Raw genomic sequence first — 14,382 nt, forward strand, 5'->3', positions numbered from 1 at the left:
CGCTCCGTCAGGGTTTCCCCCATTGCGGAAGCTTCTCGACTGCTGCCTCCCGTAGGAGTCTGGGCCGTATCTCAGTCCCAGTGTGGCCGGACACCCTCTCAGGCCGGCTACCGATCGAAGCCTTGGTGAGCCATTACCTCACCAACAAGCTAATCGGACGCGGGGCCATCCCTAAGCGAAAGCTTAAATCAGAGGCCTCCTTTGATCTCCGGAAGATGCCTTTCAGAGATGTTATGCGGTATTAGCACCTCGTTAGAGGTGTTGTCCCACACTCAAGGGCAGGTTCCCCACGCGTTACTCACCCGTTCGCCACTCTACTCGCATCCCGAAGGATGCTTTCTCGTTCGACTTGCATGCCTAATCCACGCCGCCAACGTTCGTTCTGAGCCAGGATCAAACTCTCCATTGTAGTGTTTGAATCCATGTCGGAGCAGGAGCGAACTCCTCTCCGACTATGCTGAAACCATCCACATAAGGTGGATAGCTACTGGCTGAATCGACAGGTTTGTGCGCTATTCGGTTTTCAAAGAGCAGACTGCGCCCCTAGGCGCAAGGAGATTGAATCTAACCCCCGCTCACCCAGATGTCAATACCTTGTATGGAATTGTGTCGGGTGCTCTTCAGTTCCCCCAGAGGTTTCCTGAAGCGGGGAGCAATATAGGACGGAGCCTTATGGCTGTCAACACCTTGCAAGAGAATAAAGTGGAAATGTTCAGGTGATGCGAATTCGCAGGAATCGACGCTTCCCCACCTTGATGATCCGGTCTCCGGATAGCTCCGTGGACAGTGAGCTACCCTCATTTTCCACCTTTTCTCCATCGATGGAAACGGCACCCTGCCGGATCATTCTTCGAGCCTCGCCACGGCTTTTCACCAGCCCGGACGCTTCCAGAATTGCAACAATCCAGACATCCTCCCCGCCGCGGGGGAGTTCGTGGAGAGGCATTTCGTCGGGGATGTCCTTCTTGACAAAGACCTGATTGAAGGCCTCTTCCGCTTTCAGCCCTTCCCCCTCTCCATGATAAAGGTCGACCAGTCTCCGGGCCATTTTCCTTTTGAGGAGCACGGGATTCACGGAATGGCTCTTGAGGATCTCCATATCCTGCTCCGCTTCCTCTTTCGGGAACCAGGCCGCCAGAGTGTAGTAGGAAGACAGGAGTTCATCGGGAATGGACATGGCCTTGCCGAAAATCTCGGCCGCCGGCTCCATGATCCCGATATAGTTGCCGAGACTTTTGCTCATCTTGTCCCCGCCTCTGGTACCTTCCAGCAGGGGAAGAGTCAGGATCACCTGAGCTTCCTGCCCGTAGGCTTCCTGGAGATGGCGGCCAATCAGGAGGTTGAATTTCTGGTCGGTCCCCCCCACCTCGACATCTGCTTTCAGGGCCACGGAATCATAGCCCTGAACCAGAGGGTAGAAAAACTCCATAATGCTGATCGGAAGCTGGCTGGAGAAGCGCTTGGAGAAGTCATCGCGCTCGAGCATTCTGGCAACCGTGTAATGGCTCGAAAGAGACAGAACTTCTGCGAAGTTCATGTTCATGCACCACTCGCTGTTAAAACGCATCTCGAGTTTATCCATGTCGAGGATCTTGTGCACCTGCGAGCGGTAGGTCTCCGCATTATTGAGAACCTGTTCCCGATCCATTCTCGGACGCATTTCCGAGCGGCCCGAAGGGTCGCCGATCAGGGCGGTGAAGTCCCCGATCAGAAATACCACCCGATGGCCCAGATCCTGAAACTGCCGAAGTTTTCGAAGACCGACAGCGTGCCCGAGATGAAGATCGGGAGCCGTGGGGTCAAAACCCTGTTTGATGACGAGAGGGAGATCCTCGCGCACAGCCCGCTCGAGCTTCTTTTCCAGAAGGTCTTCGGGAAGAAGCTCCTCGACCCCCTCCATGATTACACTCAACTGTTCTTTCACCGGCAACATGGAACATCGCTCCCTTCGTTCTCGAGGGCGAATGAATCACCAAAGGCTGGAATTGACAAGACAATTCAGTCGGGCTTTATTAGAGAATAATGAGCAGACACTGGAAAAACAAAAAACGATGGCGGCTGCTGAGATGGCTTCTCAGCTTTCGCGTCTTGAGCATCCTGCTCACTTTCGGGATGGGCATGTCCATTGCCCTGCTGGTCTGGCTCTCCCGGGACCTGCCCTCCACTACGCGGCTTCAGGTGATCACACACAATCTCAAGACGCAGGTTCTTGATCGCAATGGAAAAGTCTATGGCTCCTTTGGCACCGAGAACCGGGTGGCCGTCAGTCTGGATGAAGTGCCCCGGCATCTGGTCGATGCCGTTCTCTCCGTGGAGGACAAACGATTCTATCGCCACTGGGGAGTGGATCTGGTTCGCTGGCCGAAAATCCTGATTCGGGATCTTGCCATTCTGCTCAAGAGTCCCAATGCCCCACTGCACGGGGGAAGCACCCTGACCATGCAGCTGGCCCGGGACCTTTTCCTTACCAAGGAGCAAACTCTCACCAGAAAACTGAAAGAGCTGATCCTGACCCTGAAGATCGAGAGAACCTACTCGAAAGATGAGATTCTCACGATGTACATCAACCAGATCTATTTTGGTGCGGGGGCATGGGGAGTGGAGTCCACGGCGCGGAGTGTCTTTGGCGTTTCCGCATCGGATCTTCGCATTGAAGAAAGTGCGCTGATTGCAGGAATGGCGAAAAACCCCTGGGCCTACAATCCGCTTCGCTTTCCGGAAAGAGCGTCCCGCAGAAGGGATCTGGCTCTTTACCTCATGGCAAGGAACCAGGTCATCAGCGAGTGGGAGTGCGACTCCCTGAAAACCATCCCCCTGTCGGTTGTGGGAAGGATGGGACCCAGAGCCAGAACCGGCAGTTACTTTCTGGAACATGTTCGCAAGCACCTGATCGACCGCTACGGCTATGACCGGCTCTACCGAGAGGGGCTGGTGGTTCACACCAGCATTGACTCCACGCTGCAGGCCCAGGCAGAAGTCCGGATGGAAGAACATCTCGCATACCTCGAAAAGTCCATGAAGTATGAGGATACTTATGAGACCGTCTCTGCGATGCTTGATACTGCGGCTACCATTCCCGCCTCCCGCCAGTACTTGCAGGGTGCGGCCATTCTTTTGGACTCAGAAGACGGAGCCATCCGCGCCATGCTTGGAGGAAGGGACTTCCGCCACAGCGAGTACAACCGCGCAGTACAGTCTTCCAGACAGCCGGGTTCTTCCTTCAAACCCTTCGTCTATCTGGCAGCTCTCGAAAACGGGCTCGCGCCCAGTGACCAGATCCTGGATGCACCTCTGGTGGTCAAACAGAGAGGACAGGAACCCTGGAAGCCTCGTAATCACTCCGGCAAGTTCAAGGGCGAGGTCACGCTGCGGCATGCTCTTGACAAGTCCATCAACATTCCGGCGGTGAGACTGATCCAGAGGCTCGGTCCCTCGACCGTGATCGACTATGCACGCCGTCTGGGAATCGACAGCCCCTTGCCAAATGTCCTCTCCCTTGCTCTGGGTGCTGCGGATGTTCCCCTGATTGAAATCACCGGTGCCTACGGGACCCTTGCCAGAGGCGGCGTTCTGAGCGAGCCTTATGCCATCCTCCGCGTCGTGGACCGCTGGGGCCATGTTCTGGAAGAGCATCAGGCAGAACGCAGAGAGGTTCTCGATTCAAAGACATGTTATCTGATGACCAACATGCTGCAGAGCGTCATCACTCAGGGAACCGGAGTTCGTGCGCGCAGGATGGGACTGACCCGGCCGGCCGCCGGAAAAACGGGAACCACGGATAACAACAACGATGCCTGGTTTGTCGGCTACACGCCTGACTATGTCTGTGGTGTCTGGGTGGGCTTCGATGAGCGCAAGGACATGGGTCGCTGGATGGAAGGCGCCCATGCCGCTCTTCCGATCTGGACCGGGATCATGCTCGCGGCCCATGACTCTCTGGAAGTCAGGGAGTTTGAGGTTCCGGAAGGCGTAGGAAAACTGGCAGTCTGCAGAGAGTCGAGCCTCTTGCCCACTCGCTATTGCCCGGAGACGATGCAGGAAGTGTTTATCGAGGGACGGGAACCCAATCGCCCCTGCGATCGTCATTCCCTGAGCAGTTCACAATGGAGAGGATCCGGCTCGGAGTTCCGGGACATGGACCGTCAGTCCATGGAAGTGGACGAGTTCAACAGTCCTTAAAGAGACGAGAGGACAAGGGGTGCAGAAACTGGCGCATCTTCGCCCAGTGAGAGGCACTTCGACAGGGAATCCGCACAGACATCCACCTTTTCTTTCTCCGACCCTTCTACGCGAAGCAAGACATCTCCGGGAAGCACCTTGTCCCCCGGCTTCCGAAGGAAACGAATCCCGGCCCGGGGATCCACACCATCCTCCGCCCTCTCCCTACCGGCACCCAGTTGTACACTGAGCTCTCCGACCTTTCGGGCATCGAAGGGAAGGAGAAAGCCCTCCTCATCGGAGAGAACTTCCCGGGAGTAGTCGGCCTCTGGCAAACCCCATCGCTCGTCATGGGGGTCCAGGCGTCCTCCCTGGGCTTCGCAGAGGCCCAAGAAACACTCCAGGGCCCTTCCGGAATCCAGCGCCTCTTCGGCCATGGCCAGGGCGACACTCTCCTCTTCCTCCAGCCCGCTTCCCAGCAACATTTCCGCACAGAGTCGAAGAGACAGTTCGCGAACTTCATTGGAAATCCTCCCGGCAAGGATATCCAGGGATTCTTCCATCTCCGGGCCATTGCCGACACACTGCCCGAGAGGAGAATCCATGTTCGTGAAGAGAACCCGGGTGGGCAGGCCGAGGCTGGCGGCCGTGTCTCTCAGGGCAAGCCCCAACTCTCTTGCTGACTTCATGTCCTGCATAAAGGCGCCCCGTCCCACTTTGAGGTCAATAACCAGGGAGGAAGGTCCGGCGGCCAGTTTTTTGGACAAAATCGATGCGACCACAAGAGGAAGGGACTCCACGGTGCCGGTAACATCCCGCAGGGAGTAGAGCCTTTTATCGGCTGGAGCGATTTCCTCGCTTTGCCCGATCAGGCAGAAATGATGTTGTTCCATGATCTCACGAAACTCGGACTCCGGGAGGCTGGTCCTGAAACCGGGAATGGACTCCAGTTTGTCGAGGGTCCCTCCGGTAAAGCCGAGCCCCCTTCCGCTGAGCATGGGCACGGCCAGCCCACAGGCTGCGGCAAGGGGAGCAAGGACCAGGGAGACTTTGTCCCCCACTCCTCCTGTGCTGTGCTTGTCTGCAGTTGTGCGGGCAAGGTGACCCCACTCATGTCGAGATCCGGACTCGCTCATGGCCCGGGTGAACTCCCGGGTTTCTTCGACACTCATCCCCTGAAAATAGACGGCCATCAGAAATGCAGAAAGCTGGTAGTCCGGGATGGAGCCATCAACCACACCGGCCACCAGACGATTCAGTTCCCCGGAAGTAAGCTCCCCGCCGCCCCTTTTCTTGAGAATCATCGGCTGCAGATTCACTCGCCGGCCTCCCGAAGCTGCTCAGGCGTGAAGGGAGCAGGCAGAAGCTCTTTCAGCCGGTAGCTTCTTGCTGATCCGTCTTCATCGATGAGGAGAATCTCCAGATCTTCGGCAAACTCCTGAAGCACCTGACGACAGGCACCACAGGGAGGGACACCGAAAGGCGCATCGCTGGAGATTGCAATTCGGGTAAAACGCCTCTGGCCGGAATGTACGGCGCGAGCAACGGCATTCCTTTCGGCGCAGACCGAGAGCCCCAGAGAAGCATTTTCAAGATTCGCAGCGGAAAAGATCTCACCGCTCTCCGTTTCCAGAGCCGCGCCTACCCGGAACCCGGAATAGGGCGCATAGGCCATCTCACGCGCCTCGAGTGCTTTTTCCAGCAGTTTATCCATTCATCGCCTCCCGTATACTGGGCAGGAAAGAAGTTCCCGTCCCCAGAGGTGACAGACCGAATATCCCGGCCACAGTTTCCGCATAATCGCTGAAGGTCCTCCGAATGCCCAGATCGCAGTCGCTCTTCATGGAGGGAGAAAATCCCAGAATCGGAACATACTCCCGGGTATGATCCGTCCCGGGCCCCGTGGGATCGTTTCCGTGATCCGCAGTCAGAAAGAGCCAGTCTTCATCGCGCATTCCCTCAAGGAAAGTACCCAGCCAGCGGTCAAAAACCTGAAGGCCTTCTGCAAAACCTTCCACATCATTCCGATGCCCCCAGAGCATGTCAAAATCCACAAGATTCACCAAGGCGAATCCCGGCGATCGCATCTCCGATTGCAAGCGGGTGAAATGCTCCATGCCCTCTTCGTTGCTTTTGGAACTGATCCGGCTCGAAAAGCCTCGCCCCGCAAAGAGGTCCACCACCTTGCCGACCCCGTTTACGGGAATCCCGGCTTCCAGTAGCAGGTCAAGCAGGGTCGCACGGGGCGGCTCCAGGGAAAAATCCCGTCGCCCGGGGCTTCGCTCGAAGGCTCCCGGAATACCAGTAAAGGGGCGCGCAATGACACGGGTGACCTCGTGGGGACCCCGCATGATCTCCCGAGCCTGCTGGCAGAGCATGTAGAGGGCTTTCTCGTCCAGAACATCTTCATGGGCGGCAATCTGCATTACCGGATCTGCGGAAGTGTAGAGAATGGGACGGCCCGTGCGAAGATGCTCTTCCCCCAACTCCTCAAGAATCCGGGTACCGGAGGCCGGGCGGTTTGCCAGAAAGCGGTAGCCGCTGACTTCCTCGAGTTCCCGGACAATCTCGGGAGGAAATCCCTCCGGATAGACGGGAAAGGGCTTCGGGCTCAGAAGCCCGGCCAGTTCCCAGTGCCCGGTCGTACTGTCCTTGCCCCGGCTCTTTTCAAGCATTTTCCCCCGAAATCCCCGAGGCATTACGCTCGGGTTCATTCCGGCAAAGGGCTGCACCAGGCCCAGCCCCAGACTTTCCATGGCCGGCAAAGAGATCCCCTCCGCGCCTTCGCAAACATGAGCCAGAGTATTTCGACCGCTGTCTCCGAAGTCCTGCGAGTCAGGAAGGTCACCGAGACCCAGACCATCGAGAATCACCGTAAAGACGCGGGGCTTCATTCTTCGCGCCCACCCAGGAAAAGAGGTCGTCCGAGAAGACGGTGAATGCCGGTCCACTCGCTTTCGTCTCCCTGGCTGCGGCGAGCCTCATCCATGACCCTTGCATAGCCGTCGACCTGGGCATCCAGATTGTCGATAAGATGAAAGGCGATGGCCTCCAGGGTCATGGGCAGCTTGGGGCTTCCATACTCATAGCTCCCCTGATGACTGACCACGATATGCTTGAGTTGCACGACCTGCTCCGGATCCAGGTCCGGGTGGCCGGGCAGAAAGGAATCCAGAATCTCAACCCCCTGAACGACATGGCCCAGAAGGCGCCCTTCCGAGTTGTACTCGATGGAAGTCTTGTAATCCATTTCCCGGGCCTTGCCGAGATCGTGCAGAAAACAGGAAGCGATCATCAGGTCACGATCCAGTTCAGGATAGAGATCACAGACCTTCTGGGCCAGGCGGCTCAGCTTGACCACATGCTCCAGAAGTCCTCCCACATAGGGATGGTGCCAGGTCTTGCCGGCCGGAGCATTGCGGAACTCCCAGCCCAGTTGCTCATCTTCCAGCATGTCCAGTAGCAGCCTGCGCAGAGCCTCCGACGAGACTTCGTTGACCCTTGCCTTCCACTCCGACATGAGTTCGTCCCGGTCCAGAGGGGTAACAGGCAGGAAGTCAGAGAGATCCAGTTCTTCTCCCTGGATTGACTCAATCTGGAATACCTTCACCTGGAGGGAGTCACGATGCTGGTGAACCTCTCCGTGGACACGGACAAAGCCCCCCTGCTGAATACTGCCGCAGGTCTTCTCTGCCAGGTCCCAGAGAATTCCCCCGACCACGCCCGTGTTGTCGCTGAACTGAAACAGGGCGAAAGTACTTCCGTCCGGGTTCTTCTTCAGAATCTTCCGCTTCAGGACATAAGGACCATCGATCCGGCTCCCGACCTTCAGCGACGCCACTTTCTGCTTGATCATCATTCCCCGCTTCCTGCGTTCAGACATTAAAACGGATGTTCAGGATGTCTCCATCCTTCACTTCGTACTCTTTTCCTTCGAGCCGGAGGGCGCCCTGCTTGCGAGCCTCGGCCAGCGAACCCAGACTGATGAAATTATCATAGGCAATCGTCTCCGCGCGGATGAAGCCTCTCTCCAGATCACTGTGAATCTTTCCGGCGGCCCGATGGGCAATCAACCCGGATGAAATCGTCCAGGCTCTCACTTCGTCCTCTCCCACCGTAAAGAAGGAGATCAGCTTCAGCAAGGAATAGCATGTGCGGATAAAGCGACTACGTGCCGGTTCCTCCACGCCGAGATCCTCGAGAAAAGCCCCCCGCTCGTCCTCCGGAAGGCGGGAAATCTCCCACTCGCTCGCAGAGTCCATGGTGATCAGGGCAATTCCCTTTTCCCTGCACCAGTCTTCCAGATTCCCATACTCCCCGGAATCGTCTCCATGGTTGACCAGAAGCACGACCGGAACCCGACTGAGGAACTGATAGGTTTTCAGGAGAGCCTCTTCGGATTCTCCCAGTTCCAGATTTCGAAGGGCCTGCTCGCCCTCCAGCCAGGCCAGGAGCTTCTCCATCAGATCGAGCTCCGGCTGAAGCTCCTTTCGGCCCTTCTGGAGGTCCTTGCGGATCTTCTCCAGTCGCTGTTCTATCAGAATCAGATCCGTGAGCACCAGCTCTGTCTCCATGGCCAGAGCGTCCTCGAAGACACCTCGGGAGTCCGGATCGGGAGGAACTTCTTCGGATGTGAAATCGCGAAGGACGTGGACCAGGGCATCCAGGTTGCGGAGATCATCCAGAACCCGGGAGTCCAGTCCCCCGCCTCCGGGCACAAAACCGGACAGGTCCAGGAAATCGATCTCGGCACGGGTAGTTTTCCGAGGCTGGAAGATCCCTGAAAGACGATCCACCCGGAGATCCGGTACCGGGACATGGGCACGATGGCTCTCCGCTCGTCCTGCGGAAAAGCCTGGCGTTTCCTCTTCGCTACCGGTGAGGAGATTGAAGACGGTTGTCTTCCCACTGAGCGGAAAACCGATCAGTCCGATTTTCATTCCGGATCCCTTCTATCTATCTGAATTGAAGCACACGGGGGCTTTGCAGGAAAGAGAAAGCGCTCGGTTCAGGCACAAAAAACCCCGGCTCCCGCAAATCGAGGGCCGGGGCAAAAGAACAGGATCAGCCGTTCGTGATCACGTATTCCTGAAAGCGGAAGTGCTCAAGAGTCAGGGGGCCGCTGACACCCGTCTCCCGACGCATCCGGGGATTGTTCAACTTCCCGAGAACGCCGGCACAATCGAAGGCCGCTTCAGACTTCAGAAGAGCCTTGAGGAAAAGGGAACCCTGGGGAGTCACACCTTCAAGGATGAAACGCCCCTGATCATTTTCGATGAAGTAACGCATGACGCCACCGGCCTCAGCGCGACTCAGGGAACCGCTCATCCAGATTTTCTCGCCCTTGCGACCGAGACTCTTCATCATGGCCTTGACCTCGGCAGCACTCATGCCGGAAAGCTGCTCCTCCAGATTGGAATAGGCGGCTCCATTGAAGCCCCCCTGCGTCTGGTAGCTGGGGAAGGAAGGCATCTCATCGGCGGTCACAAAAGAAGTGTCCGGCCCGTCGATGACATGTTCGAGGATGAGGTAGACCTCAGGTTGGGTGCCAAACTCGCGATGTACGCCCAGTTTGTAGCCTGTCTCCAGAGTCGTCAGGAGGTTCAGATCATCTGCGACCAGAAACTCGATGCGGTCTTCCTCCCTCAAGAGGGCAAGATTCCCTTCCACAGAAAGGATCTCGGGCTGGTTCAACTCGAACATGAAGAGCTTGTGTTCGCTCTCCCCGCTCAGGGCACCACCCAGGGTGACGTTTTCGTAAGGATTCTCGACCTTCTTTTTCCCGCATCCTGCCAGTGGAAGGACGAGCAGAGCCGTCAGGGACAGGATCAGGACACGCGTCAAAACGCTTTTCCGCAGCATTGATGAAGCTCCTTGACAAAACGATAAGGCGCCTCTCCAGACTGGAGAAGCCGAGGAAAATTAGCACCCGATTCGGCTTCCGTCAACGGCTTATGGCAGGAAAAACCGCTTTTTCGAAATGAAGGGAAGACAGAATTGCCCTTCCCCTTTGGCTCCGGGAAACCTAAGTTGAGGTAGATGAAGTATTCTATCGGCATTCTCCTCTTTCTCGCCCTTGCCATCGCCCCCTTTTCCGCTTCGGGAAAGGAGTCCCCGAGCCAGCCCGGCCTGCAGGACTGGCAGGTCTATGTCTGGGATGACCTCTCCGTTCTCATGAGCCCCCTGGAGAAGGATTCTTTTCGCAATCTTCTGCTTCCCGAAGACATGGACCTCTGGATTGAGGCTTTCTGGGTCCGGCGGGATCCCACTCCCACCACTCTCTTCAATGAGAGAAAAGAGGAGCACGAAAAGCGACTGGCTCGCGCGAGGAGTGCCTATCCCCTGGAAAGGTCTCCCGGTTTCGACCTCCGGGGCCGCGACCTTCTGCTCCTCGGCCCTCCCGATGAGATCCTCTTTCAGGATGACTGGTTCGATGAGACCGGCCACCATCCCGGTCGGGAAACCTGGATCTGGGTGGACAGCAAAATGAGGGCCGATTATGAGGACCGGAATCTTGACGGGGAATACGAAGAAGCAATTCTGGACCTGCCCTCCAGCCGACCGGATGTTGCCAGCCGTGCTGCAGGACAGGTCTCCGGAGAGGGAAGTGAAGAGGCCCGTGCCCTCCTTCGGGACCTGAAACGGAGCAACCCCGAGATCTATCAGCAGATGGTCCGGAAACTTGCGGAAGGTGAGATCCAGAACATTCTGGACCTACAAAGTGAGGCTCACACGGCAGAGTTGCTCCTCCCCCGGATCCGGAAGATGCGGGGAGCCTGGAAGGATGCGGTCCGAAAGGGAGAGGATCACTACCAGTACGATTTTCAGGCGGAAGCCCTGTGGGCCGTGTTTGCCGTGGACTGCTTTCGGGCCAGTTCCGGGAATACGAGAGTAGAACTCAGCCATGAGGTCAGAATTCGGGATCTTGGTTTTCGCTGGAACTTCGAAAGCAGCCAGTTCCAGGCGAAACTCCTTAGAAGGGTCGCCTTCTTTGACGAAGAGGATCGGAGGGTTTCCAGCAGGGAAGATTCCCTGGACATTCGCCGGACTTCGATGGAGGAAACACGCAGCGGAGAATTGATCCCGGGAATCTCGGCTCAGGAGCTTCCCCCGGGTTCCTATCGCATGGCCCTTCGCCTTGAAGACCAGCATAGCGGTCGGCTTCAGGTTTTCACCACGGCGGTAGAAGTTCCTTCTTTTCCCCGGGACACTCTGGCGGTCAGTGACCTCAGTTTCCTTTCGGACATCAGGGAAGCAGGGCCGGAAAACGAATCCACACATGGGGAATGGAGCCTGACCCCTCACCCCTTCCACGCCTATTCTTCCCATCTCAATCTTCAACTGTATTTCGAGATCTACGGTCTGAAAGCAGATCAGGACGGACTCAAGAACTACTCAGTTCGTTACCGGATTCGTCGCAAGAATCCGAAGATCCGCAGTTCCTGGCTCTGGACCCGCGAAGAAGTCATCGATTCCGAGATCAGTGCGAGCTTCCGCGATCAGCACGGGGAGGAACTCAGCAGACACCCCCTGACAGTCTCCACACAGACCTTTGACTCGGACAGTTATCTGATCGAGCTTGAAGTGGAAGACAGCCTCAGTGGCAGGATCGCCCGAAGCCGCGGACAGTTCAGCATTGTCCCCGCAGGGAACCTTCGATGAGTTGACAGTTTCTGCGTTCTGGGGAATACTGGGATTGCACATAGGAGGTGCCCGTGTTCTCCCGGATCCTGATTCTCCTTCTCTCCACCGTCCTCTTTTCACTTCCCGCATCTTCCCAGGAAGGAACCCCGGGCAGACCGATACGAATCGGTTTCAATGGCGGAAGCAGTCCCGGGATCATCAAGATCAAGGCCAATGCCTTTGCAGCCTTCCTGGAGGAAAGAAGCGGCCTGCAGATCAAGCCTGTCATTGCCGGTAGTTACAGCCTGCTGATTCGGGACATCGGGGCAAACCAGGTGGACTTTGCCTGGCTCTCTCCCCTCGGGCTGATCAAGGCCGAGGAAGTGGCCGATGCAAAGGTGCTGCTCAAGGCCGTTCGATCCGGGCAGCCCTACTACTGGAGTGCCGTGCTGGTTCGAAAGGACAGTGGCATCCGCAAACTGGGAGACCTGAAGGACAAGCGTTTTGCCTTCACGCATCTCGGTTCCACTTCCGGCTATGTGATCCCCAAGAGCAGTCTCCTGAAAGAGGGAATCGATCCGGATACCTTCTTCTCGGAAGTCCTGTATGCGGGCGGCCATGGTGAAGTCATCCGAATGGTGCTTGATGGAAGAGTGGATGCAGGAGCCACCTTTGCCGATGATCCCCGGGGCAAGATCGGATCCTGGACGGCAGAGGAGTTTCTTCCTCGCGAAGAGGCAGCAAAGCTGAGCACCATCTTCCTGAGCCATCCCATCCCCGGAGACACCTTCACGGCAACGGGCAAGATGTACTCCACTCACCCGGCCCTGGTGGACAAGGTAGTCAAGGCGATGGTGGAAATGGGAAACAGTCGCCCCGGGCAGACCATTCTGCGGGATCTCTACAATATCGATAGTCTGGAGGAAGCCCGGAGCAAGGACTATGATCCTGTGAGGGAAGCCTACAAGCGGGTCTTCAGCCTCTAGGCGCGCTCAAGATACTTGCCGGTGCTCGTATCCACGCGGATCCGGTCTCCGGTGTTCACAAAGGCTGGAACCGTCACGATGAGGCCCGTCTCCATGGTGGCCGGTTTGGTCTGGGCCGTTGCCGTGGCATTCTTCGCTTCAGGCGGAGCTTCCTGCACATCCATATCCACCGTCTTGGGAAGGGCAAGGCCCACCACGCGCCCTTCATAGGTCTGAACATCACAGACGATATTGGGAACCAGGTAGGGAAGGGCCTCTTCCACCAGATCGGGGTTCAGGGAAATCTGTTCGTAATCCTGAACATCCATGAAGACAAACTCATCGCCGCTCTGGTAAAGGAATTCTTTCTTTTCCGTGATTACATCCACCTTCTCCAGCTTGTCCCCGGTGTTGCTGCGAACTTCCTTGTTGTTCCCGGTATGGAGATTCTTCATCTTGAGCTGGATGTGGGCAGGGCCTTTGCCGGGGGTCACATGAAACTGGTAGGTGATTCTCCAAAGATCTCCGTCGATCAGAACCACATTCCCCACTCGAAGCTGGCTGGAAAGAACTCTCGGCATCCTGTCTCCTTGGATTCGATTTCGGGCGAAACATAGCAAGGAGTAGAGCGGGCTTCAAGTACGGAGAGCTTCCAGAAAGGCGGAAAGGGAATCCCGCAGGGCCTGCAAATGGTAACCGCCCTCAAGAACGGCTAGCAGGCGACCCTCGCAGATCTCGTCTGCTGCACCCCCCAAAATCCGGCCGAACTCTCCATAGGCTTCCGTGCTGAGCTGCAGCCCTGACAAGGGATCAAGGCGATGGGCATCAAAACCGGCTGAGATCAGGAGAAACTCCGGGCGATGCTCCCGAAGCAGTTCCATGAGTTCTCCCTTCATCCAGGCAAGGACTTCCTCATCTCCGCTCCCCGACGGAAGGGGCCGGTTCCGCTGGTTGCCGCAGGCCCGATCCTCTCTGGCTCCCGTCCCCGGATAGTGGGGCCACTGATGGCAACTTGCGAAGAAGACTCGAGCATCCTCTCGAAATATCCCGGCGGTTCCATTGCCATGATGAACATCAAAATCCACGATCGCTACTCGACGCAGCCCGCACTCCAGAAGATCGGCCGCCGCCACCGCAAGGTGATTGAAGAGGCAGAAGCCCATGGCCCGATTCGATTCCGCATGATGCCCCGGGGGACGAAGCGCACAGAAGGCGCGGGAGAAGTCCCCCGATAGAACACGACGGGTTCCCTCCGTCGCCGCCCCCGAAGCCCGGAGTGCTGCCTGCCAACTCTCCGGGACGACCGAAGTGTCAGGATCCAGAAAGGACGGTCCCCTTTCACAGGCACTTTTCACCCTGTCAAAATGATCGGCACTGTGGACTCGGAGGATCTCCTCCCGACTTGCAAGCGGGCATTGCTCAATCCGGTGAAAGGAGTCCTGCTTTTCCAGTTCCTCGAAGAGCGTGTCTATTACAATGAGGCGCTCGGGGCATTCCGGATGTCCGAGTCCGTTATTATGCAAAAGGAAGGCAGGGTCAGTGTACAAGGCGATGGGAGACTTCATGACGAGAATCTAGCACATCGACAAAGCATGTCAAAGGAAGGCAAGTCGTTGACGATTCCTGCCTCGCTCGT

Annotated in this window: 12 protein-coding genes and 1 rRNA gene (1 of these 13 running past the window's edge); 3 read left to right on the plus strand and 10 right to left on the minus strand. The window is 57.0% G+C overall.

From position 1 onward, the window contains the following. Both QGH30_01850 and tyrS read right to left on the minus strand, forming a co-directional pair. Positions 1 to 409, minus strand: a 16S ribosomal RNA gene (locus tag QGH30_01850); it reaches 1,150 nt to the left of the window's first position. A gap of 303 nt (positions 410 to 712) precedes the next feature. Continuing rightward, on the minus strand, positions 713 to 1,933 hold the full coding sequence (tyrS, locus tag QGH30_01855; protein ID MDP7021080.1) for a tyrosine--tRNA ligase: 1,221 nt from the start codon (positions 1,931 to 1,933) through the stop codon (positions 713 to 715). An 89-nt stretch (positions 1,934 to 2,022) separates the two neighbouring features. On the opposite strand from tyrS, the gene QGH30_01860 reads away from it, so the two are divergent. Next, positions 2,023 to 4,179: a PBP1A family penicillin-binding protein gene (locus QGH30_01860; GenBank protein MDP7021081.1), complete on the plus strand. Its 2,157-nt coding sequence runs from the start codon at positions 2,023 to 2,025 to the stop codon at positions 4,177 to 4,179. Here the strand turns inward: QGH30_01860 and QGH30_01865 are convergent. The 6 genes from QGH30_01865 to QGH30_01890 all read right to left on the minus strand — a co-directional run bounded on the left by QGH30_01865 (position 4,176) and on the right by QGH30_01890 (position 10,020). Continuing rightward, a complete protein-coding gene (locus QGH30_01865; protein ID MDP7021082.1) occupies positions 4,176 to 5,477 on the minus strand; it encodes a thymidine phosphorylase in 1,302 nt (433 codons plus the stop codon). The two genes, QGH30_01860 and QGH30_01865, sit on opposite strands and share 4 nt — an antisense overlap. Then, positions 5,474 to 5,872: a cytidine deaminase gene (gene cdd / locus QGH30_01870; protein ID MDP7021083.1), complete on the minus strand. Its 399-nt coding sequence runs from the start codon at positions 5,870 to 5,872 to the stop codon at positions 5,474 to 5,476. Before cdd ends, QGH30_01865 begins: the two co-directional genes overlap by 4 nt. Continuing rightward, positions 5,865 to 7,052, minus strand: coding sequence for a phosphopentomutase (locus tag QGH30_01875; protein MDP7021084.1), 1,188 nt, complete (start codon positions 7,050 to 7,052; stop codon positions 5,865 to 5,867). Before QGH30_01875 ends, cdd begins: the two co-directional genes overlap by 8 nt. Continuing rightward, entirely contained in the window at positions 7,049 to 8,017 is a 969-nt protein-coding gene (locus QGH30_01880) for an HD domain-containing protein (GenBank protein MDP7021085.1), read from the minus strand. Before QGH30_01880 ends, QGH30_01875 begins: the two co-directional genes overlap by 4 nt. 16 nt (positions 8,018 to 8,033) lie before the next feature. Then, entirely contained in the window at positions 8,034 to 9,098 is a 1,065-nt protein-coding gene (locus QGH30_01885) for a DUF933 domain-containing protein (GenBank protein MDP7021086.1), read from the minus strand. A 124-nt stretch (positions 9,099 to 9,222) separates the two neighbouring features. Continuing rightward, on the minus strand, positions 9,223 to 10,020 hold the full coding sequence (locus QGH30_01890; protein MDP7021087.1) for a hypothetical protein: 798 nt from the start codon (positions 10,018 to 10,020) through the stop codon (positions 9,223 to 9,225). A gap of 177 nt (positions 10,021 to 10,197) precedes the next feature. On the opposite strand from QGH30_01890, the gene QGH30_01895 reads away from it, so the two are divergent. Both QGH30_01895 and QGH30_01900 read left to right on the plus strand, forming a co-directional pair. Further along, positions 10,198 to 11,820: a GWxTD domain-containing protein gene (locus QGH30_01895; protein MDP7021088.1), complete on the plus strand. Its 1,623-nt coding sequence runs from the start codon at positions 10,198 to 10,200 to the stop codon at positions 11,818 to 11,820. 53 nt (positions 11,821 to 11,873) lie between these two features. Then, positions 11,874 to 12,767, plus strand: a complete 894-nt coding sequence (locus QGH30_01900; protein MDP7021089.1) for a phosphate/phosphite/phosphonate ABC transporter substrate-binding protein — start codon at positions 11,874 to 11,876, stop codon at positions 12,765 to 12,767. On the opposite strand, the gene efp is transcribed toward QGH30_01900, so the two are convergent. Then, positions 12,764 to 13,327, minus strand: a complete 564-nt coding sequence (efp, locus tag QGH30_01905; GenBank protein ID MDP7021090.1) for an elongation factor P — start codon at positions 13,325 to 13,327, stop codon at positions 12,764 to 12,766. The two genes, QGH30_01900 and efp, sit on opposite strands and share 4 nt — an antisense overlap. 54 nt (positions 13,328 to 13,381) lie before the next feature. Further along, complete coding sequence (locus tag QGH30_01910; GenBank protein MDP7021091.1) at positions 13,382 to 14,311, minus strand: histone deacetylase family protein; 930 nt, start codon at positions 14,309 to 14,311, stop codon at positions 13,382 to 13,384. Positions 14,312 to 14,382: the final 71 nt, after the last annotated feature.

It is taken from the genome of Candidatus Krumholzibacteriia bacterium (assembly GCA_030748535.1).
Taxonomy (GTDB): Bacteria; Krumholzibacteriota; Krumholzibacteriia; order JACNKJ01; family JACNKJ01; genus JASMLU01.

Coding starts and splice junctions, on each gene's coding strand:
- QGH30_01910 (MDP7021091.1), bottom strand. CDS start 14,311: ATGAAGTCTCCCATCGCCTTGTACACTGACCCTGCCTTCCTTTTGCAT.
- efp (MDP7021090.1), bottom strand. CDS start 13,327: ATGCCGAGAGTTCTTTCCAGCCAGCTTCGAGTGGGGAATGTGGTTCTG.
- cdd (MDP7021083.1), bottom strand. CDS start 5,872: ATGGATAAACTGCTGGAAAAAGCACTCGAGGCGCGTGAGATGGCCTAT.
- QGH30_01890 (MDP7021087.1), bottom strand. CDS start 10,020: ATGCTGCGGAAAAGCGTTTTGACGCGTGTCCTGATCCTGTCCCTGACG.
- tyrS (MDP7021080.1), bottom strand. CDS start 1,933: ATGTTGCCGGTGAAAGAACAGTTGAGTGTAATCATGGAGGGGGTCGAG.
- QGH30_01875 (MDP7021084.1), bottom strand. CDS start 7,052: ATGAAGCCCCGCGTCTTTACGGTGATTCTCGATGGTCTGGGTCTCGGT.
- QGH30_01860 (MDP7021081.1), top strand. CDS start 2,023: ATGAGCAGACACTGGAAAAACAAAAAACGATGGCGGCTGCTGAGATGG.
- QGH30_01885 (MDP7021086.1), bottom strand. CDS start 9,098: ATGAAAATCGGACTGATCGGTTTTCCGCTCAGTGGGAAGACAACCGTC.
- QGH30_01880 (MDP7021085.1), bottom strand. CDS start 8,017: ATGATGATCAAGCAGAAAGTGGCGTCGCTGAAGGTCGGGAGCCGGATC.
- QGH30_01895 (MDP7021088.1), top strand. CDS start 10,198: ATGAAGTATTCTATCGGCATTCTCCTCTTTCTCGCCCTTGCCATCGCC.